The sequence below is a fragment of the Shewanella sp. SR44-4 genome (assembly GCF_014163715.1).
GTDB lineage: Bacteria > Pseudomonadota > Gammaproteobacteria > Enterobacterales > Shewanellaceae > Shewanella.
This window is the reverse complement of the sequence record NZ_JACJDU010000013.1, coordinates 1-21,139: the sequence shown is the minus strand read 5'-3', so window position 1 is coordinate 21,139 and position 21,139 is coordinate 1. Positions and strand designations below refer to the sequence as shown.

Here is a 21,139-nt window from a genome sequence, read left to right as displayed (position 1 = left end):
GTGCAATATGAGTGCTGAAAAATTTAATATTTTCTGTTTCCACGGCAAGATGAAAATCATGCATTTAAGTTGGATGGCGTTTTTTATCACCTTTGTTGTGTGGTTTAACGCAGCGCCACTTGTTAGCGTGATCGCCGACAGTTTAGGGCTGACTAAATCACAAATTAAGACCTTGTTGATCCTCAATGTGGCATTAACAATCCCGGCGCGGATTATCATTGGTATGGTAACCGACAAATATGGTCCAAGGATCACCTATTCTGCCTTATTGGGTATCTGTTCAATCCCTTGTTTTATGTTTGCGGTAGCCGACACTTTTGAGCAGTTAGCCTTAGCCCGATTTCTGATTGGCTTTATTGGTGCTGGTTTTGTGGTTGGTATCCGTATGGTGAGTGAATGGTTTCCGGCAAAAGAGTTAGGTACAGCAGAAGGCATTTATGGCGGATGGGGTAACTTTGGTTCAGCTGCAGCAGCCTTTACGTTACCTGCCGTTGCACTTGCTTTTGGTGGCCCAGACGGATGGCGTTATGCCATTGGCATTACCGGCTTAATGAGTTTGTTGTTTGCATTTGTTTATTACTTCAATGTGACCGATACCCCAAAAGGTTCGACTTACTTTAAGCCCAAAAAGGGCGGCGGCTTAGAAGTGACCAGTAAAAGTGACTATGTGTTACTGATCATTATGAAGGTGCCAATGTATGCCACGCTAGCGCTGTTAGGTTGGAAACTGTCTCCAGCAGGTGTGAGTATGTTTACTCAAGATGCAACCTACCTTATTTATCTTGGGTTGGTGGTGGTGTTCTTGTTCGATTTTTACCAAACATACCAAGTGAATAAACATTTGTTTTCAATGGAAGTACCTGAGTTTGAACGCTATCAATTTAAGCAAGTTGCTGTATTGAATGTGCTGTATTTCACTACATTTGGCTCTGAGCTTGCCGTGGTATCGATGTTGCCACTCTTTTTTGCAGAAACGTTCGAGCTTGGCATGGCACAAGCGGGTATGTTGGCATCAAGCTATGCCTTTATGAATTTAATGTCTCGTCCTGGCGGTGGCTGGTTAAGTGATAAGTTTGGTCGTAAAACCACCCTGTTAATATTAACTGCAGGGTTAGCGATTGGTTATTTGTCGGTAGCACAAATCGACTCGTCATGGTCATTACCTTTGGCTGTCGCAGTCGTTATGGCATGTTCATTCTTTGTTCAAGGTGGCGAAGGGGCTGTGTTTGCTGCTGTGCCGCTGATTAAGCGTCGCTTAACAGGGCAAATAGCGGGTATGACAGGGGCTTATGGTAACGTCGGTGCAGTGTTTTTCTTAACCGTATATTCTATCGTATCCACTCAAATTTTCTTTTATGTGATTGCGATAAGTGCCGTATTTGGTTTTGTGACATTATTTTTTATGAAAGAACCCAAAGGTCATATTGCTGAAGTAAACGATCAAGGCGAAGTCACTTTAATCAGCGTAAGTTAGTGCTCGAGTAAAGTAGCCAGAGCAACATAGTGCCATAAAAACTCAAATTGTTTATGTTTAAGCAATTTGAGTTTTTATATTGATAAAGCAGCTTAATCTTAGAGTGAGAGGTTTTATGGCTTCAGAGTCATTAGAACAAACGATGGATAGTGTAGATGCCATGCTTCCTTTTGCTGCAACTTTGCAGCTTGTTGTAGGCCAAGCTTCTGAAAAAGGACGTAAACTGCAAAATGAAGATGCCATAGGTATTCGTATTCCTTCAGGGATACCACTTACGTCGAAAGGTGTTGTTAGTGTTATCAGTGATGGTGTCAGTACCGCTGAAGGTGGGGCTCATGCGTCTGCCATTAGTGTCAGTAATTTTCTTGCGGATTATTATTCCACCCCAGAAACTTGGAGTGTGCAAACATCGAGTACCAAAGTATTAACAGCATTAAACCGTTGGTTGTATGGATTGGGGCAAGACTATCGTGATGCCAGACGTGGCTTTGTATGTACCTTTAGTGCATTGGTATTTAAGTCTTGTTCAGTGCACATGTTGCATGTGGGCGACTCACGTATTTATCGTTTTCGCCGAGGCGAATTACTGCAATTAACTCATGATCACAGTACTAATATTAACTCATCAAACCAATATCTTACTCGTGCATTGGGGATGGACGTTAAATTAGATGTGGACTATAAAAGCTTGTCAGTTGAAGTTGACGACCTCTATTTACTGACAACGGATGGAGTTCATGACGTACTCACTGAATTTGAAATACACCGAAAGTTGACGGCTCTTTGTCAGCAACATCCAACGCTTAGCGATGATTTGTGTGAACAATTCTGCTTAGCGTTGAATAAAAAGGCGTTCGATTTAGGCAGTAAAGATAATCTCAGTGCGCAGTTATTAAGTGTCAGACAATTACCTAAACAAGCTATCGATGATGTGTACCAAAGCTTGTCGCGTCAACCATTCCCCCCCCCACTTAGCGTTGGAATGAAGCTTGATGGATATCAGGTAACTCATATACTTCATCAATCACAACGCAGCCAAGTGTATAGAGTCGTCAATGGGCAAAACCAAGTCTTTTGCATGAAAACACCTTCCGTCAATTACATAGATGATGCCGCTTACATAGAGCGCTTTATGTTAGAGAGCTGGGTAGGGCAGCGTATTAGCAGTGCTCATGTCGTTAAGGTTGTAGAGCAACATAACATAAAGTCCGCTTTGTATTATGTCACCGAGTTTTTATCGGGGATAAGCTTAGGTGAATGGTTAACTCAACATAAAAAGGCCCCAGTAGAAGAGGTGTTACTGTTGCTAAAACAAATCGAATTAGGGATAAGAGCATTTCACCGTCGCGAAACGCTGCATCAAGATTTAAAACCGGATAATATTTTTATCACCCGAGAAGGGGTAGTTAAAATCATCGATTTTGGTTCTTGTTATATCAAAGGAGTGGCAGAAATTAGTAGTCCGTTAACTCGAGATCGTATTTTGGGTACGGCTGATTACACCGCCCCTGAAGTTATACTGGGTTATAAGGCCGATGGTCGTGCCGATTTATTTTCGCTTGCAGTGATTGCTTTTGAGATGTTGGCTGGGCAATTGCCTTTTAAAGGCAAACTCGAGAAATGCCGAACGCGGCAGGATTATCAACGTTTAGAATATATTAGTGTACATAAATTAAACCCAATGGTGCCAGAGTGGATTGACGTAGCATTAAAAAAAGCACTCAATGTAGAACCTAATTTACGCCAAGCGGATACCTGTGAGCTTATTCATCAATTAACCACTGCCAAAGCGAATCATACAGTAAATGATTATGTGCCCATTATAACTCGCAACCCAGTACGTTTTTGGCAAGTGATTTCAATCGTGTTGTTTATATGTTTAGTGGCTTCTTTGCTGAATAATTGATTATGAGGAGCTTTCTCAAATATATATTACTTAAAATATACAGACTATAAATATTTTCTGTTTATTATCAATAATTTATTTTTTTTAATTAGTAACTAATTAGTAACTAATTAGTAATATCTACTTTTGAATTTTTTTCATCATCTTACTCTTTCAAAATACATACTTTAAGGGAAACTCTAATTTTTTTATTATTTGTATATATTTAATTTCTTGTTCTTTGGGAGAATCGGCTCTTCCTATAATTCTCATATTAATGTCTCACTAATTTATAGCTAGGTTAGAATTGCATATTTAAAAATATAAATATAAATCATCATCTTATATGTTTGTGTAGTAATAAAGTAGGGGGCTGAAATTAATATAACCTATAGGTCTATGTTGGTTTAATACTCGAGGATGATTCAAATACCATTTGACAGCGCCATAATATTGACACTATCAATAGAAACGTTATTAAGCCGATTGAATGTTATGACGTGAAATAACCAAGGGGCAGGGAGCATGATCTTTAACAAGCGTACTCATAAACTTCGCTTTAATGTAAGAACTGGAATTCTTGCTTTTTTATTATGTCTAATATCTTTTTCTAGCTTAGGACAACAAGATCTAAGCGACATAGATGAGCTCAATATTGGCATTAATAATAGAGCTAATGTGAGTCAAAATGGTGATGAGTTATCAATCAACGTAAATCAAAATGGATTCAATAATCGCTTCAATTCCATTCAATTAGGCAATAACAATCAAATATCTTCCACTCAACAAGGCATTCTCAATGGTGCTGCTGTACTCCAGTCTGGAAGTGATATTGAAGCCAATATTTACCAATCAGGGTTTAATAACCAAGTGATTGCAAGTCAGGTTGGTTTCAATTTATTGATGGACGTTAGCCAAATTGGAATTAGTAACTTAGCTATCATTAATCAGACTGGTAATGATAATACCATTCGGATCCAACAATACGGTTTTGGAAATGCTGTCGGTGTCACTCAATGGGGGACAACACAGAATGTGAACGTAACTCAAAGGAATTAATCTATTCAATAAAATGAAGGGAATACAAAGATGAAATATTCTAAATTAGCTTTATTAATATCTGCTGTTTTATTAACTTCAGTAAGTGCGTATGCAAGTAACAACGAAGCCGATGTTAGTCAAGAAGGAGATCTAAATACTGCAGTGGTTGTTCAACAAAATAATAGTGTTGCTAATGACGCAACTATTGTCCAAATTGGAGATAGTAATCTCTCAACGATTTCACAAGCTGAAACGTCAAATTCAAAAGCTATATCCTATCAAGAGGGGGATGGAAATACCTCTTTGATTGATCAACATAATGCAACAAGCACAGCTAATGCATCTGTTGAATCTATTGGTAATGATAACCAAGCAAATGTCGTACAGGAATTTTTTAACGGTGAGAATGCTCAAGCAACTGTTAACCAAAATGGCAATGGAAACATAGCAACCGTCACTCAAAATGACGGTGACGGTGCACAGTCTTCGATTAATCAAACCGGAAGTGAAGATACCGCCGAAATTTATAATCATTGGTCAGATTTTGCTGATGCAACCATTAATCAATCTGGAAACTCTAACAATAATGCTTATATTCAGCAGGAATCATCAGATGCTGCTAGTGCCACATTAACTCAAACTGGTTCAAATAATATTGGTGATATATTACAAAACACTCAAAATTATGGTGGAGCAACCAGTGACGATACCGTTGCAATATTAGAGCAGGAAGGTAATGACAACATTGGTTTAGTTGAACAAGTTGGTTTGTCTAACATGGCAAATGTATATCAAAATGGTGAATCTCATGATGCACATGTGACTCAAAGTGGCGGTAATCATGAAGCTCAAGTTAACCAATACGGTTTGAATCAAACCGCAACGGTAATGCAAATGGACTTTGATCATGTTGCAATCGTCAATCAGTCGAATGAAGGCAACACTGCAACAGTGACTCAAAGTGCGTTAACTCTTGGGAATGGTAACGGTAATTCAGGTTCTGGTAACAATGCTACTGTTGACCAAGAAGGTATGGGTGATACCGCTACGATTGCGCAAGCGGGTTTCTCAAACGAAGCAATAGTGTTCCAAGGGGAGTTCAGTTATGACAACACGATTGCGATTAACCAATCAGGTCATCATAACTATGCGGGTGCATCAACTGACTCTGGTGGATTCAGTACCGTTACAGTGAATCAAACTGGCCATCATAATGAAGTTAATAGCCGACCAAATGGTAGTAATTTTTATGGTGAAGGGATCGGTGCTGGTTCATGGGGTACGGATAACGTTGTTACCGTTGATCAGAATGGCCATCATAACAAAGCCTATGCCGATGCGGCTGATGTTTCAACAATCATTGATATAGATCAGACTGGTCATCATAACGAGGCCTATGCTGAATCTTGGTGGGGTGATACTAACGAAATTGTTATTAGTCAAACAGATGCTATGAACTTCGCAGATGTATACGTTGAAGGGCTAGGTAACAATACTGTTCATGTTACTCAAGCGGATATGCATAATTCAGCGATCGCTACCAGCACGGGTTATGGTAACACAGTGACGATAACTCAAGGTTTGTAGTACATAAGTATAATAAAGGGTGTGTAAGCACCCTTTTGACTAATTGTTAAATGATAAAAGCCTTGCTAATCTTGTTTCACATTGATGCAAATTCTGTTTAAAGAGCATCTAGTTCATCTTCACATGGAGTGTAAATGATGTTTAAAGTCGTAAATTGGATGATTGTTTCTCGGTCACAGTTATTGATCGATTTACTTGATTGCCGCTGGCCACAAGAGTTTTTAATCAAATTGACTAAAGCTCAGCCCAATGGAATGGCAAAAATGTTAGCAAGTGAGCCTATTTCAGTTGTTGTATTTGACTTGTCGACTATTGATTTACAACAAACTTACCAATTACAACGCCTCATTGAACGCGAATATTGCGCGATTCACACAGTGTTTTTAAATTTTCCTAAGCAGCTTGATACTAAATTTTTAATTCATCCTTCAACAACAATAGGTGTATTTTATTCTGATGCTAATTTAGCGGAAATAAGCCAAGGTTTGAATGAAATACTCAAAGGTCGAAGTGTTATGCCGCAAGGCTTGCAACGTTCAATATTAAACGATGAGCATGACGATGACAGTGAACAACTGACCATTCGTGAACGTGAGGTATTACAAACGTTGTTGTCTGGTAGTACTAATCTCGATATCGCTAATCAACTATTTGTCAGTGAATCTACCATTAAAACGCATCTCTATCGTGCGTTTCGAAAAATTGGTGTGTCTAGTCGTGGTCAAGCCATTGCTTGGGCACAAACTCACATGCATGAGGTGAGAGTGTGAAATATCCATCAGTGATACTCATTTGCTTGATTGCTAGTCAGGCAGTCTTATTAAGTGATGCTATGGCTGATGATCGTAAAGATGTTGACGTTAATGTTCCAGAGTTTACAAAAGCTAACATTGCCCCCACCACAGATGAAGTTATTCCAGAATCTTCCGCTTCCAAAGCTCAAGAGAATTTATTGCATTCAACTGAACCTGTAGTGAGTGTCAGTGATGCAAAACCTAAGCGTGAAGCTGATTTAATTGATGGGTTAATCTTAAATAGAGCCATGACAAGATTTGGCCACCGTTTTTATCGAGAATTTGTTAGCGCTTATCGTGATATCAATGGCATGAGCAACCATTCGGGGCTCACTGTTGTAGAGCAAGCCACAGCAAGAAGTGGTAGTAAAATTTTAGTGTTGCATAATCGAAAGCCGGTTTTTGTGACGTTTTTATCCCCAGCATCGCGAAATATTGATGCACAAGCGAACATGGCAGCAAAGCGGGTCAATGCTTCCTTGTTGCAATATCAACAACAGGCAAAATGGGCGGCATTTTCAGACCCCGATCTTGCTCCTGATGAGTTTTAGCAGGGAATGCATATGAAAAAATTATTACTAATCTTATCAATAACATCATTTAGTTTTCCCTTAGCCGCGACGCAACTGGTATATACCCCAGTTAACCCTGCGTTTGGGGGCAGTTACCTTAATGGTAGTTATTTATTGGCAAATGCGTCAGCGCAAAATGAACATCAAGGTGGCTCCTCCTATGTAGCTCCTACAGCGCTGGACAGGCTTGCTAGTTCATTACAGTCACGCTTAATGAGTCAACTGTTTAATGATGCGGCAAATGGTGGTGAAGGTTATTTAAAAACCGATGACTTTGAGATAAATGTGGTCAATGAAGATGGATCGTTACTGGTTCACATTACTGACTTATTAACCGGCGAGACGACCATCATCGAAGTTGGTGGTATTGTCGGCGCATCAACAGGGGGCTAATCATGAAAAGACTACTGCTTAGCTTATTTATTCTATCTTTGAGCGCGTGTTCTTCGATAAAAAGTGAATTCGACGGTATTGAAGCAACCACAAGTTTAATGCCAAAGGGCGAGACATATTATGATTTAGTCAGTTTGCCATCCCCCCAAGGAAGTATGGTGGCAGCAGTGTATGATTTTCGTGATCAAACGGGTCAATACAAGCCGATACCTTCGAGTAACTTTTCAACTGCAGTACCTCAGTCTGGAACGGCTTTCTTAGCTCAGGCGCTCAATGATTCTGCTTGGTTTGTGCCTGTTGAGCGTGAAGGGTTACAAAATTTACTGACAGAACGAAAAATTGTTCGTGCAGGACTCAATGGTGATGCCAGTAAGTTGCCACAATTAAACAGTGCCCAAATTTTAATGGAAGGTGGCATAGTGGCTTACGACACCAATATTAAAACCGGTGGCGCAGGCGCTCGTTATTTGGGAATCGGCGTATCGGGTCAATACCGTGTCGATAGCATCACGGTTAATTTACGTGCGGTCGACATCCGTACAGGTCGATTATTAAGCAGTGTTACAACCACTAAGGCCGTTATTTCAAAAGAAATTACTGCTGGCGTATTTAAATTTATTGATGCGCAAGAATTATTAGAGTCTGAGGCGGGTTATACCTCAAACGAACCAGTGAGTTTATGTATTGCAGCTGCTATTGAAAGTGCGGTCGTACATATGATTGCCGACGGTATTTGGAAACGAGCTTGGAATTTACTTGATCCTGTATCAGGAGTAAAAAACCCAACATTACAAAAATACTGGTTAGAAGCACATACTGAAAATCAAGTATTAGAACGGATTAAGCAGAGCTAGTCATATTGGTACATTTGTATAGTAATAGAGAAGATTTATAAAAAAGGATATCAAATTGATATCCTTTTTTAATTCAAATTTTCGATTAATATTGATGGTACTCAGTAAATCAATTTTCAAACTTGATAATCGTTTCTTAGTCTTAACCAAGCCACAATTGTGTTTTAGTCGCATCAATGATGCTAAGCGAAATCGTGTCTAAAGCAGCTTCACTGATCGTTAATGTTCCTTGCATCAATTCATCACGTCTAAACCAATGCAAAGTGATTTGTTCGCCAAGGGTTCGACTTTGCAGTTGCTGTTCTAATTGACTGGTTACTTGCAAGTGGTCTGCTGCAATCAATAAATCACCCGCACTTAATCCCGCTTGATGTGCTGGACTGTGTTGGCTAACCGTTAGAATTTTTAACCCTAATGATTCCGCTTTTGTTTTTGCGCCAAAACCAATGTTATAACCTGTAGCTCCAGCACCACCCAAATCAGTTGCACCTTCACTGGCCCGTAAACTCATATTCACGCCCACTTGAGCCAGTAATTCTTTTAGTGGCAAATCGTCTGTGTTGTCGAGATAAGTAAAGATATCGTCACAAGGACGATTTAATAGCGCTTCAACAATCTGTTGATGGCTTGACGATTCTGTACCTACACCCGTTAAACCATATTGTTGCCAAAGTGTACGCATAACATCATCAAGGCTGTATTTACCTTGGGTTTCAATACGGATAGTTAAGTCTACATACAAGGCAAATAGTGCGCCTTTAGTGTAATAACTGACAATTGCATTAGCGGCATTTTCATCTTGCTTATAAAACTTAGTCCAAGCATTAAAACTTGATTGCTTTAAGGTTTGTTTGAAGCGACCCTCGCCTCGGTATACTCGAGTCATAATTTGACTGAGTAAAGTAAGGTAACCTTTCTCATCAATACACTGAGATTTAAAGGTAATTAAATCATCGTAATATGACGTGATACCTTCGTACGCCCACAATTGAGAAGTATAAGACTCTTGTGATAAATCAAATGGCGTAAACTCAGCAGGTTTAATCCGTTTAACGTTCCATGAGTGGAAATATTCATGGCTGCACAGTGATAAATAAGTGCGATAACCTTTATCTACTGGCGCATCGAGTGACAAAGGTAAGTCGTTGCGAGAGCACATTAACGCTGTTGATGCTTTATGTTCTAAACCGCCAAAACCATTGTCCAAAACGGTGGTCATGAATACATAACGCTTAAAGGGTGCTGGAGTGCCAAATAAATTAATTTGATATTCGCAAATCGCTTGTAAATCTTTGGCTAATCGAGCCATATTTGCCCTGTGTTTGCCACTGAGTACGATATCGTGTGGCACACCAGCAGCGAAAAAGGTTTCGATGGCCAGTTCACCCATTTCAACGGGATGGTCAATTAAGTCATCGTAGTTTTCAGCGCTAAAATCACCAAAGCTAAATTGTTCACCTGATGCTCTAGTCATGCTGGTGGCTAGCGTCCAATGAGCTAATTCTGCAAGTGCAGGTTTGGCAATGGTGACGGTATGTGGTTGAGACTCAAGACCATTAGCCGCTAGAAACACGCTACTGCCATTAAAAAACCCATGATTAGTATCAAGGTGTGCAGTGCGAACAGACAAATCCCATGCATAAATTTGATAACACAGAGTGATATCACTGCCTTGGTTATTCAATTGCCATGTTTGTTTATCTAATTGAGTGACTGCAAGCGATTGTAGATTCTCTTTGGCATCAATTTCAATGATATTTTTGGCAAAATCTCGGATCATGTAGCTGCCAGGTAACCATGCTGGTAATGAAAAAATCTGAGATGGATTGGCGTTTTTTAGCGTAAAAGTCACTTCAAATAAATGAGCTTTTGGGTCGACCGCATGAATATGATAATGCATAAAGAATTCCGAATGAGTGGCAAGTCGCAATCAAAACGATTGAGCTATAATAACCAATGCTGCCAAAATTGACTCACTTAAGCAAACGAATCCCATTTTAGGCAAAATATTACCCATAAAAAGCGTTTTTACTGGAGTGATAGTTCAAAGAGTTGATAGTATTATCAATAGCATCAATGCAGTTATCTAATGAGGGCATCCAAATGGCCGAAGAAACCATATTTAGCAAAATTATCCGCCGTGAAATTCCAGCGGATATTTTATACCAAGATGAATTAGTCACCGCATTTCGGGATATTGCTCCGCAAGCTCCTACGCATATTCTGATTATTCCCAATCATTTAATCGCGACAGCAAATGATGTTAAAGCGTCTGATGAATTAGCATTAGGGCGGATGATAACAGTAGCGGCCAAACTTGCCGATGAAGCCGGTATAGCTGAAGATGGTTATCGCTTAATCATGAATTGCAATAAGCATGGTGGTCAAGAGGTGTACCATATTCATATGCATCTTTTAGGGGGTAAACCATTAGGCCCAATGCTGAGTCGTGGATAATGAAAATTAACAGTGATTTTTTCCCGTTAACTGAAGTCGCCACCCGTTTTGTCAACCAGTTAGCTCAGTGCCGTCGTTTAGGGCTTTCAGTGCAAGAAGCCAGTGAGCATCATGTGTTAATTGAGTTACCTTACAGTCAAGATATTATTGGTTACCCCGACACCGGAGTCATTCATGGTGGGGTGATCACAACCTTGATAGATACCGCTTGTGGCACAGCCGTGGTATGCGCCATTTTGAAGAAGTACCAATCGTTAGAGTTGTCTCCAACATTGGATTTACGTGTCGACTACATGAAACCCGCAGAGCCTCATAAGTCGGTTTATGCCTTTGCTGAATGCTATCGTTTATCGTCAAGCGTTGCTTTTACCCGTGCGATAGCATATCAAGACAGTATTGATGAACCTATCGCTCACGCGGTGGGTTCTTTTATGCGAATTAGTCCAGAAATGGTCGGCGAAGAGTTTCGTCAAGTGTTAATGGGGAATTTACCGGGGGCGAAATCATGAGTGAGCCAACCCAAATAGAGACACAAAAGGGTTTAGATGTTCAAGATGTGGTTAAACGTGCCATTGAACTGAATGATTATAGTTACCTACTTGAGAAAGTACCTTACTCACAATTTATTGGCATGTCAGTGGCCCGTTTTGGTGATGAAATGGTATTTAGACTGCCGGCTAAAGATGACAACATTGGTAATCCGATTTTACCTGCAATACATGGCGGAGTGATTGCTGGGTTTATGGAAATGTCGGCAATTGTACAATTAATGGTATTTATGCAAGCCAAGAAAGTGCCTAAAATTGTTGATTTCTCAATTGACTATTTACGCGCAGGTTTACATCAAGATACCTTTGCAGAATGTAAAATTACTCGCCAAGGCCGCCGTGTGGCTAACGTCAGTATGAACTGTTGGCAAACCAACCGTAAACAATTGATAGCCACTGCCAGAGCACATTTTTTGATAGATTAAGTCAACGCTTTACATTAACAGCAAATAAGGAGATAGCATGAAAATAACGTCAATATTTGTGTTCGCATTAGCATTGTTGCTTAGCGCCTGTGCGCATAACACGGCAGGTATTTCGGTAGACTCAAGCGGGCAGGTTAGAGTCGATAGCAGCTCTTTTGCCAGTGATGTCAATGTTGTGGATATTTCATCTGTCATGGTTGCTGACTTAATCAAAGCATCGGCGCTAATTCAAAGCAAATCGAGCACTGACTTACGTCTGCAATATAAATTCACTTGGTACGATGCTAGCGGATTTACAGTTGAGGATGAAGCAAGCAGTTGGAAGTCGGTTAAATTACATGGTAAACAGCAGTTGCAAGTGGGTGCGGTAGCGCCCAATACACAAGCTATTCGATTTGAGATTTATGTGCGCGAAGCTTTCTCAAATTAAGCCACGCTACAGAGAACTTGAAGAGACATGATTACTGAGATTTAATATAAAGTTAATCAATTATATTTTTGCGTTATCAAATTGTATCGCTGCTCGTGTATTCATGGTGAAGTTAGTTTATAATCGTGATCGCCAAGGGGTGTTCAGTAAAACCTGAACTGAGATGTCTGTATGACGAACCCTTAGAACCTGATCCGGCTTATACCGGCGTAGGAATGGGCCACACTATTTATGTGCACCTCTTATTCGCTACTCTTGCCGGATCTCAAAATCACTATTTGAGGTCCTATGTTCACGAAAAACTCTACTAGGTTACACCAAACACCTATTGCCTTAGCGGTAATGGTGGCATTAAGCTCGCCTGTGGTTATGGCTAAAACGGCCGATGTTGAAAATGTCACTCCCGAATATGAAAAAATGGAAGTGATTGTTGTTAATGCTGATTTTAGTAATATCAGCCTTGATAAAATGCCGTCAAGCGTGACGGTTATTGATGCCCAGCAATTAGAAGACGAAGGGGCGCAACATTTTGAAGATGTGCTCAATTCTATTGCCAACTTTAACTGGTCTGGTGGCAGTTCTCGTCCTAAATTTTTCCAAATTCGTGGTGTCGGCGAACAAGAACAATATCAAGGTGCACCTAACTCATCGGTTGGCTTTGTGGTCGACGACATCGACCTATCAGGCCTTGGCATGGTGTCGAGTATGTACGACATGCAGCAAGTTGAAGTCTTGCGCGGTCCACAAGGTACTCAATATGGTGCTAATGCACTAGCTGGATTAATTTACTTAAAAAGTAATGACCCTACCGAATCATTTGAACATGGCGCAAAAGTCAGTTTAGGTGATGACAATCTTCGTACTCTTTCTGGTTTTAGCTCTGGTCCACTCAATGACTCAGGTAAATTGCTCTACCGTGTATCACTAGAACAGCACAATCAAAATGGTTACCGTGACAACCTTTATCTTAACCGTGATGATACCAATGAACGTGATGAATTAACGGCTAGGGCTAAGTTCCGTTGGTACGCTACTGACGATCTTCAAGTTGATTTAACCTTATTGCATGCCAATTTTGATAATGGTTACGATGTGTGGACATTAGATAATAATCGCAGTAATACCTTAACTGACCAACCCGGTGTTGATACACAAAAAACGACTGGAGCAGGGGTTAAGTTCATATACACGGGTATGCAAGCATTTGACTTCACATCATTAACATCATTTGCGCAAACTGATCATCATAATGGATATGATGGTGATTGGGCCAATTCGGATTATTGGGCGAGTAAAGCATGTACTGTGTATGACGACGCAGGAGCGGCCTCAGGTACTGAACCTTGTGTTTATGATTACACCTGGGACAAAAAGGGCGATCGTAAAACCTTTACCCAAGAGTTCCGTTTATCATCCAAAGATGCAGGACGCATCTTCGCCGGTAGTACCGACTGGTTATTGGGTGTATACGCGATGAATTTAAAAGAAGATAACGACTTATACTCGGAATACAACACCTGGCCAGATGAAGTGTTGCAGTCAAACTATGAGGCGACAAACTATGCCATATTTGGTCAATTAGACAGCCATTTAGGTGATGATTACTTATTGTCGACTGGGTTGCGTTTCGAGCGCCGCGATAGTGATTATAGTGACAGCAATAAAGATGATTTTGCCCCATCAGAAGATATGTGGGGCGGCCATATTGCGTTGTCAAAAGCCATTAATGCTAATCACAATGCTTATGCTCGTGTCGCCCGCGGTTATAAGGCGGGTGGTTTTAATATGACACTGCCTGCTGAATTGTCTGACAAGAAACAGTTCGACACTGAGATTTTATATAACTATGAAGTTGGCTTAAAATCGAGCTGGTTTGATGGAGAAGTGGATTCTACCTTGGCGCTATTTTATATGGACCGCCAAGACCAACAAGTTGCCGCCTCTTTACAAGACCCAGATAGCCCGCAGCGTTTTATTCTATTTACCGAAAATGCTGGCAGTTCAAGTAACTATGGCGCGGAACTCGATGCAAAATGGTATTTAACAGAAAATATTGAATTCTATGGTAGTTTCGGTTGGTTAGAAACTGAATATGGCCAATATCAATACAGTGACAAATACGGTTCTACCGTCGATTTATCTGGGCGCGACTTAGCGCATTCACCTAAATTTACTTACAGTGCTGGTATGACTTATGTTGCTGATTCTGGTTGGTTTGCAAACGTGAATGCCAGTGGTAAAAGCCAGTTTTATTATTCTGACAGCAATGAATCTCAGTCAGAAGCCTATACCATTTATAACGCCCGTTTAGGCTATGAAACGCCAACATGGTCGGCATATTTATGGGGCCGCAATTTGTTTGATGAACAATATGGTGTGCGAGGCTTTTACTTTGGCAACGAACCAGATCAAGATTGGGTCGATAAACAATATATTCGTTACGGTGATCCGCGCCAAATGGGTGTGACATTAGAAGTTCAATTTATGTAATGACATAAAATCGCTGTAGCCTTTGTTGCAGCGATTTTTATTAAGGAATAGAAATGAAGTTAACTGCAGAAATCAGTATGTATCCGTTCAATGAAAACTATCTCGATCCTATCCAATGGTTTATCGGCAGAGTGGATAGTTATGACAATATTCAACGAGTGACTAACGCGATGGCAACCCAAGTCTGTGGCGAGTATGCTGATGTAATGTCGATGCTAGCCGTTGAAATGCAAGCCGCACATCAAAAGTGGGGTAAAGCTGTTTTTGTGTGTAAATTTATCGGTGGTGAGCTCAACCTAGCTCATAGCGAATAACCACAATGAATGATCTATTTATAACGCTACAACAAGCCTTTAGTGAAGCGTCATTAATGACGTTTTGGGAGGCTGTTGCCGTTATGCTAGCGCTTGCTTACTTAATTCTTGCTATGCGGACTAATATCTGGTGTTGGTCGGCAGCATTTATTAGTACCGCCATTTACACTGTACTATTTTGGAATGTATCGTTATTGATGGAGTCAGTCCTTAATATTTATTATATGGGGATGGCGGTATATGGTTATTGGCTGTGGTTGCACGTGCCACCTTCTCAGCAAAGCAATTTGCACAATTCTGAGCTGCATAATGGTACTCAGCACAACATAGAAACCAATCACCTTAATATTACCAGTTGGTCTTGGAGTACTCACGCTCGGCTTATCGGCGCGACATCATTAGTGTCTATGCTGGTGGGATATTTAATGGCTCATTACACGTCGGCCGCATTTCCCTATATCGATGCGGCAACCACTTGTTTTGCTATCGTTACAACCTATCTAGTAGCGAAAAAAGTGCTGGAAAATTGGCTCTATTGGGTCGTCATTGATTTTGTGTCTATTTACCTTTACTTCCAAAAAGGCTTAATGCTGACATCGGGTTTGTTTGTTTTATACGTCGCAATGGCAGTTGGCGGATACATGATGTGGCGTAAGAAATATCGTCATCATATAATAACGCAACACAATACGAGTCAAGAGGTGGTTGGTGCATAACCAACCATAATATCATTTTATTAGAGTAAATATTTGATGTCCCAGCCGTTGTTATCTCTACCTATCGATGTGCTTAATATAATCAACAAAGCCATGCCAACCACATTATTTCAGCAGCTTGCTACGCAATGTACTGCGGTGTCTTTTCTTAACACAGGGATCAGTAATGTTAATATTAAGTTATCTTGTGAAGATGGCGATAAGGTCTTACGAGTAAATCAGCCTCACAGTAATTGGTGCGATAGAGCGCTTGAAGTTGAATGTTGGCAAGCTGCAATTGTGGCTAACATTGCACCTGCATTGATTTGGGTCAGTGATGATAAGCAAGTGTATCTGAGTGAGTTTATTGATCAACCAGAGACAGACTGGTCGATATTTGCCTCAATGCGCAGTCACTTATCGATTGGGCAATCGACAAATCAATCCATTTCGGCTGTGGATGCCGTTCCTTTACTTAGTGCATTATTTTGTAAACTCAGTGTGTTGCCGGTGCCGGAGAAAAGCATTACCGTTAGTGAGCAATGGCAACAATATGCATACCAATTAGATTCATTAACGGGGTCGCAAAAAGATCCACAATGGCATGATGCGAGGCAGCAATTGTTACGCTTAAATGGGCTTGTTCGACATTGGTTATCGCAGTTAGAAGCCTGTGTGTTGCTGCCGACTTTTTGTCATCGAGATTTAACTCCACACAATTTACTGCTTAGCGGCAGTGCCCCTCAGCAACTGCTTTGTATAGACTATGAATATGCTGTGGCGAGCCATCCGTTGTTCGATTTAGCCAGCGTCGTGGCTAGTCATCAACTATCAACGATGCAAGCTAACCAATTAATCGATAACGTGATTATGCAATATTGTCAGGTTGCTAGCCTCACCGATGTGTCTGCGGCCAAAGCGGCATTACCCGCCGCAATAAATTGTTTTTGGTTATTCTCGGCAATGTGGGCGTTATTAATGGCAGCCAAAGAACCGCAAAAATCTACACAATACTTACAATACTTTACAAAGTATTTTACATTAATCACTTGCTAATATGCTCTGATAAAGTACAAGCTTCTGATAAAGTATAAGTGAAGTAATACCAGTTCTAATAAATATCTGGTCATTCAGCGCCTACTAGACAAGTAATAAGATTATAGACATAGTTTTTCTACGTCAAAATCATATTAAGCAGCATAGAAGGTTCTGAAACCCGTCCTGCGGGAGTCATTCAGACTTTCTATTTTTTGTTGCATTGTTTCATAAGGGAACAACCATTCTTTCAACAATGCGTCTCAAACTGAAAAATCTGAGTGACTCTGATTGATCACATCATTACTGGATTTGATATAAATTTTGATAAAGGAATTATCTGTGTCTAAAAAATTGATTATCCTACTGTTAAGTAGCTTATTTTTTGTCGGCTGCTCAACCAAAGTAAGCTATTTCTTTCTGGATTGGGCGATAGAGTGGGAAGTTGAAGAGTACGTAGAGTTAACCTCAGAACAACAAGATAAATTTGATATTATTATTGAATCGTTTTTAGTCTGGCATCGCCAACAAGAATTACCGCGTTATCGTGATCAACTGTCTTTATTATCGACATTGACTAATCAACAAACAATGACCCCAGAGCTATGGCTTAACCAAGTGTCAATGGCGAAGGCACATTGGTCCCGAATTTTCGATTTTGTTATGCCTGATCTGTTACCTATTATGGCGAGCTTATCTGATGGACAAGTTGATCAGATACTCGCGCAGCTAAAAAAAGAACAACAAGAATTAATCGAAGAATACGCCGGCAAAGATCAAGCTGAATTGATAAAAGACTCAGATAAAAGAATCGCCGAGCAATTATCTGAATGGACTGGCGATGCTACAGATGAACAAAAAAACATTATTCATCAAGCTAATACGCAGCGTTTAGCCACGTTAGATATGTGGCTTGAGTATCGCCATGAATGGCTAAGTCAATTTGAACAAGCACTGAAACGCCGTCAGCAAACTGATTATTTTACCCAACAAATGAAATTATTAATGATCTCGCCAGATGAACTGAAATCAGAGGTTTATCGCGATAATGTTACCGAAAATACCCGTAAGTTTGGCTCAATGTTGATTACGCTTAATCAAACATTTAGTCAAAAACAACGTAAGCACTTTGATAAAAAATTAGCTGAATTAGTAGAAGATTTAACTGAATTACACTTAGACAAATAATATCTATTTTTATCCGTTAGTCTCCAAAGCTGAAATATTTTTAATCTTCAGCGGGTCTATTACTACAACAACGATTTCAGCTAGGATTATTTATGCAGACACTAAGTGGATTTTATCAACAATTTTTAAATGTGATTAAACATACAGAAGGCTTAGCCGCCTTACTGCTAAGGCTTTATCTTGCGCCAGTGCTAATGCAGGCAGGATACAACAAATTGTCACATTTTGAAGACACCGCAGCATGGTTCGGCAATCCCGACTGGGGACTCGGTTTACCTATGCCAGAAGTCATGACTGCGTTAGCTGCAGGCACTGAATTGTTCGGTGGTTTTTTACTGTTGATCGGTTTAGCCACTCGAATCGTGGCATTGCCAATGATGGTCACAATGCTAGTTGCTGTTTTTGCGGTGCATTTACCCAATGGTTGGTTGGCTATTGCCGACCCAAGTTCGTGGTTGGCGAATGAGCAAGTGTTAGCTTCAGCGGAAAAGCTTTCTGCGGCGAAAGCTATTTTACAAGAGCACGGTAATTATGAATGGCTAACCAGTTCAGGTAATTTTGTTATTTTAAATAATGGTATTGAATTCGCGATGACGTATCTAATTATGTTATTGGCATTATTTGTGATTGGTGGCGGCCGTTACACCAGCGTTGATTACTTTATAGGACGCCGGTTGTTAAAGTAACCTTGTTTACATCACCTGATCTCAGTATAAAAAAGGGCTGTTTGAGAGGCGTTTGTTATTTCGAGTTTAGGTTACATAGAACAACCCTAAAAAATCCCACCTAATACGTGGGATTTTTGCTAATATCGGCAGCATAATTTACTCAAAAGGATTGTATCTTGGACGCTAAACAACTGTTATTGACTCGCCAATCGACGCCTCGCCTAGTTGCCCCAGCACCCAATGCCGAACAACTCACTTTTTTGCTTGATGCAGCGGCAAGAGTACCAGACCACGGTGCATTAACGCCTTGGGAATTTATTATTGCGGTAGATGATGGCTTAGCTAAGTTGGCAGATATTTTTGTTGATGCGGCTAAAAAAAATGGTGCAGATGATACTTTTCTCACAAAAGTGAGCAACATGCCTTACCGTGCTCCGATGGTTATTACGGTCGTCGCCAAAACACAAACGCATGATAAAGTACCCGTTTTAGAACAGCATATAGCAGCGGGTTGCGCCACGATGGCAATGCAGCAGGCGGCATTTGCGATTGGGCTAGGTGCGGTATGGCGTACAGGCGATTTTGCTTTTGATGCTAATGTGAATAACGCATTAGGATTAGCCGCAGACGATCAAATTGTTGGCTTTTTATATGTTGGCACCCCAGCAGTGCTCGCTCCCACTAAACCGCTTAAAAGTGGCCAGCAATTTGCGCGATATTTGTAAGCATTGCAAGGTTGGGGTTATGACCAATGGGCCACGACGTTGGTGGCCGCAGGCCATAAGTACAAAGCAAAACAAACACCAAGATCTCGGCTTAAAAGCATTAGCGGGACGACGAGAAGGGGGTTAAAAAGCTCTTGTTCAATAATATATTAAGAAACAATCAGACTTTATTCACTGAACTTCAAAGCAAAGCTCTAAAACAAATCTATTCGTAGAACTCGAGTGGGATCATGTTTTGATAGACATAATAACCTAATGGTCCCATTAACAAACTCAGCATAGACCACACTACACGTTGACCATGTTTGATATGTGCTTTCGAGGTATAGGCTCGATAGCAAAAGTGAATATGTAAAATCAGTAATGCAATGAGCATTAATACTAACGTAATATCCATATTATTCATGTCATGTTCCTTTGCGTTCCAGCAATGACTTATCTAAGTGTAAGCTTAAAATTAAAATCTGCAGTAAAAATAATAGAAATCCATGTTCTTAAACGGCTATTCACTGCTAACACCTTTAATTTACGTTAAAAATTATCCGATTAATAGCCCGTAAACCATTAAATATTCATAATTTTTTAATTTTTGCACAAAGGTATTACTTGTTCATCATTACGTACTGAATGTTTGAGGTCAATCATAGTTTTTTGTGGTAACCACAATGGATATTTGTACATGGTCACGTTAAATAGCGGGCTATTGATTAATGTGGTTAACCAAGCGTTAACTTTAGGGTATGGCATGGTGTTAAACCACGAAGGTTCAACATTAGCAAACTGTCGAATAAACGGAAAAATAGCAAAATCAGCTAGTGTTGGGCTGTCGGTACACAAATAGTTGTGTTGCAGCAACTGCCTTTCCAACAACTGAATAAACTGCTCTGCCTGTTGTCGATACCAAAGTTGACTGTATTCAGGGAACCTGTCGGCATACTTATATTTATCTAACCATGGTTTAAATTGATTATCATTGGCATTAATGAGCGATTCAGTCATTGATTTATCTAACCAGTATTGCAGGACTTGATACTCTTCTGTGGTTAAGTAATGGTTTTCTGGCGCTGGGTGTTCAGTTAATACAAAGCGCATAATATCTAGACTTTCACTGATCACTTGGCCGTTAGTAAACTCTAAAACCGGCACTGTGCCTTTGGCCGAAATGGCGATCAGCTCTGCGGGTTTATTCTTAAGCTCTATTTCACGCACTAACGGATTCAGTTGGCTCAAATGAAGACTAATACGTGCTCGCATAGCATAAGGGCAACGACGAAAGGTGTACAAAATGGCAGAATTCATTAGGTGTCTATAAAATGATGTCTTGCTAATAGAGTAACGTTTCTTGGCTGAAAACCCAAAATTAACCGCTACCAACATTGTAAAAAAGTACATCTGCTGGTTTTAGTATTTTTTTGACTGTGATTTAGGTATACTTTCGGCCGTTTTTTTGAGTCTGTGCACAGTGTGCAGACCTTATTTATATGCACAGTAATATGCACTGGAAATTAAGTTCCAGCCAGCGGAGACCTCATTTTTATGCAACAACCTAAACAAGCGTCTAAAC

Annotated in this window: 22 protein-coding genes and 1 riboswitch; of the genes, 19 read left to right on the top strand and 3 right to left on the bottom strand. The window is 40.2% G+C overall.

Going from position 1 to position 21,139, the window contains the following annotated elements:
* Positions 1-7 precede the first annotated feature (7 nt).
* From H5125_RS08390 to H5125_RS08355, 8 genes are all read left to right on the top strand, one after another.
* Entirely contained in the window at positions 8-1,474 is a 1,467-nt protein-coding gene (locus H5125_RS08390) for a NarK family nitrate/nitrite MFS transporter (RefSeq protein WP_101086823.1), read from the top strand.
* A 115-nt stretch (positions 1,475-1,589) separates the two neighbouring features.
* Positions 1,590-3,380 (top strand): bifunctional protein-serine/threonine kinase/phosphatase, encoded by a 1,791-nt coding sequence (locus H5125_RS08385; protein ID WP_259395419.1) that lies wholly within the window; start codon positions 1,590-1,592, stop codon positions 3,378-3,380.
* Between the two features lie 504 nt (positions 3,381-3,884).
* Positions 3,885-4,418, top strand: a complete 534-nt coding sequence (locus H5125_RS08380; protein WP_101086824.1) for a curlin — start codon at positions 3,885-3,887, stop codon at positions 4,416-4,418.
* Between the two features lie 30 nt (positions 4,419-4,448).
* Positions 4,449-5,987, top strand: coding sequence for a curlin (locus H5125_RS08375; RefSeq protein ID WP_101086825.1), 1,539 nt, complete (start codon positions 4,449-4,451; stop codon positions 5,985-5,987).
* Positions 5,988-6,124: 137 nt separating this feature from the next.
* Positions 6,125-6,757: a response regulator transcription factor gene (locus H5125_RS08370; RefSeq protein ID WP_101087213.1), complete on the top strand. Its 633-nt coding sequence runs from the start codon at positions 6,125-6,127 to the stop codon at positions 6,755-6,757.
* The gene (locus H5125_RS08365) at positions 6,754-7,332 is read left to right on the top strand and encodes a curli production assembly/transport protein CsgE (RefSeq protein WP_310734191.1); all 579 of its coding nucleotides are present in this window, start codon (positions 6,754-6,756) and stop codon (positions 7,330-7,332) included. Before H5125_RS08370 ends, H5125_RS08365 begins: the two co-directional genes overlap by 4 nt.
* 12 nt (positions 7,333-7,344) lie before the next feature.
* Positions 7,345-7,746 carry a curli assembly protein CsgF gene (locus H5125_RS08360; RefSeq protein ID WP_123776865.1) on the top strand — a complete coding sequence of 134 codons (402 nt, stop codon included), beginning with the start codon at positions 7,345-7,347 and terminating at the stop codon, positions 7,744-7,746.
* A gap of 2 nt (positions 7,747-7,748) precedes the next feature.
* Positions 7,749-8,600 (top strand): CsgG/HfaB family protein, encoded by an 852-nt coding sequence (locus H5125_RS08355; protein WP_162023372.1) that lies wholly within the window; start codon positions 7,749-7,751, stop codon positions 8,598-8,600.
* A 142-nt stretch (positions 8,601-8,742) separates the two neighbouring features.
* On the opposite strand, the gene H5125_RS08350 is transcribed toward H5125_RS08355, so the two are convergent.
* Positions 8,743-10,500 (bottom strand): M61 family metallopeptidase, encoded by a 1,758-nt coding sequence (locus tag H5125_RS08350; protein WP_182744006.1) that lies wholly within the window; start codon positions 10,498-10,500, stop codon positions 8,743-8,745.
* Positions 10,501-10,703: 203 nt separating this feature from the next.
* Between H5125_RS08350 and hinT the strand changes: the two genes are divergently transcribed.
* The 11 genes from hinT (at position 10,704) to H5125_RS08295 (ending at position 19,575) form a co-directional block, all read left to right on the top strand.
* A complete protein-coding gene (hinT, locus tag H5125_RS08345; RefSeq protein WP_162023370.1) occupies positions 10,704-11,057 on the top strand; it encodes a purine nucleoside phosphoramidase in 354 nt (117 codons plus the stop codon).
* Positions 11,057-11,566, top strand: coding sequence for a PaaI family thioesterase (locus H5125_RS08340; RefSeq protein ID WP_101086829.1), 510 nt, complete (start codon positions 11,057-11,059; stop codon positions 11,564-11,566). The genes hinT and H5125_RS08340 overlap by 1 nt, the downstream gene beginning before the upstream one ends.
* Positions 11,563-12,030 carry a PaaI family thioesterase gene (locus tag H5125_RS08335; protein ID WP_101086830.1) on the top strand — a complete coding sequence of 156 codons (468 nt, stop codon included), beginning with the start codon at positions 11,563-11,565 and terminating at the stop codon, positions 12,028-12,030. The genes H5125_RS08340 and H5125_RS08335 overlap by 4 nt, the downstream gene beginning before the upstream one ends.
* 37 nt (positions 12,031-12,067) lie before the next feature.
* Positions 12,068-12,460, top strand: coding sequence for a YcfL family protein (locus H5125_RS08330; RefSeq protein ID WP_101086831.1), 393 nt, complete (start codon positions 12,068-12,070; stop codon positions 12,458-12,460).
* A gap of 125 nt (positions 12,461-12,585) precedes the next feature.
* A riboswitch (TPP riboswitch) is annotated at positions 12,586-12,693 on the top strand.
* Positions 12,694-12,748: 55 nt separating this feature from the next.
* Positions 12,749-14,950: a TonB-dependent receptor gene (locus H5125_RS08325; RefSeq protein ID WP_182744005.1), complete on the top strand. Its 2,202-nt coding sequence runs from the start codon at positions 12,749-12,751 to the stop codon at positions 14,948-14,950.
* 53 nt (positions 14,951-15,003) lie between these two features.
* The gene (locus tag H5125_RS08320) at positions 15,004-15,264 is read left to right on the top strand and encodes a hypothetical protein (RefSeq protein WP_101086833.1); all 261 of its coding nucleotides are present in this window, start codon (positions 15,004-15,006) and stop codon (positions 15,262-15,264) included.
* A gap of 5 nt (positions 15,265-15,269) precedes the next feature.
* Complete coding sequence (gene pnuC, locus H5125_RS08315) at positions 15,270-15,980, top strand: nicotinamide riboside transporter PnuC (protein ID WP_101086834.1); 711 nt, start codon at positions 15,270-15,272, stop codon at positions 15,978-15,980.
* A gap of 36 nt (positions 15,981-16,016) precedes the next feature.
* Positions 16,017-17,015 carry a phosphotransferase gene (locus tag H5125_RS08310; RefSeq protein ID WP_182744004.1) on the top strand — a complete coding sequence of 333 codons (999 nt, stop codon included), beginning with the start codon at positions 16,017-16,019 and terminating at the stop codon, positions 17,013-17,015.
* Positions 17,016-17,336: 321 nt separating this feature from the next.
* Positions 17,337-18,182: a DUF6279 family lipoprotein gene (locus tag H5125_RS08305; RefSeq protein WP_162023366.1), complete on the top strand. Its 846-nt coding sequence runs from the start codon at positions 17,337-17,339 to the stop codon at positions 18,180-18,182.
* A gap of 92 nt (positions 18,183-18,274) precedes the next feature.
* On the top strand, positions 18,275-18,868 hold the full coding sequence (locus tag H5125_RS08300; protein WP_162023365.1) for a DoxX family protein: 594 nt from the start codon (positions 18,275-18,277) through the stop codon (positions 18,866-18,868).
* 158 nt (positions 18,869-19,026) lie between these two features.
* Positions 19,027-19,575, top strand: a complete 549-nt coding sequence (locus H5125_RS08295) for an NAD(P)H nitroreductase (RefSeq protein ID WP_182744003.1) — start codon at positions 19,027-19,029, stop codon at positions 19,573-19,575.
* A gap of 205 nt (positions 19,576-19,780) precedes the next feature.
* Here H5125_RS08295 and H5125_RS08290 read toward each other — a convergent pair whose 3' ends face one another.
* Together H5125_RS08290 and H5125_RS08285 are read right to left on the bottom strand one after the other, a co-directional pair.
* Positions 19,781-19,981, bottom strand: coding sequence for a hypothetical protein (locus H5125_RS08290; RefSeq protein ID WP_101086839.1), 201 nt, complete (start codon positions 19,979-19,981; stop codon positions 19,781-19,783).
* Between the two features lie 176 nt (positions 19,982-20,157).
* On the bottom strand, positions 20,158-20,874 hold the full coding sequence (locus H5125_RS08285; protein ID WP_182744002.1) for a glutathione S-transferase: 717 nt from the start codon (positions 20,872-20,874) through the stop codon (positions 20,158-20,160).
* Positions 20,875-21,139 lie beyond the last annotated feature (265 nt).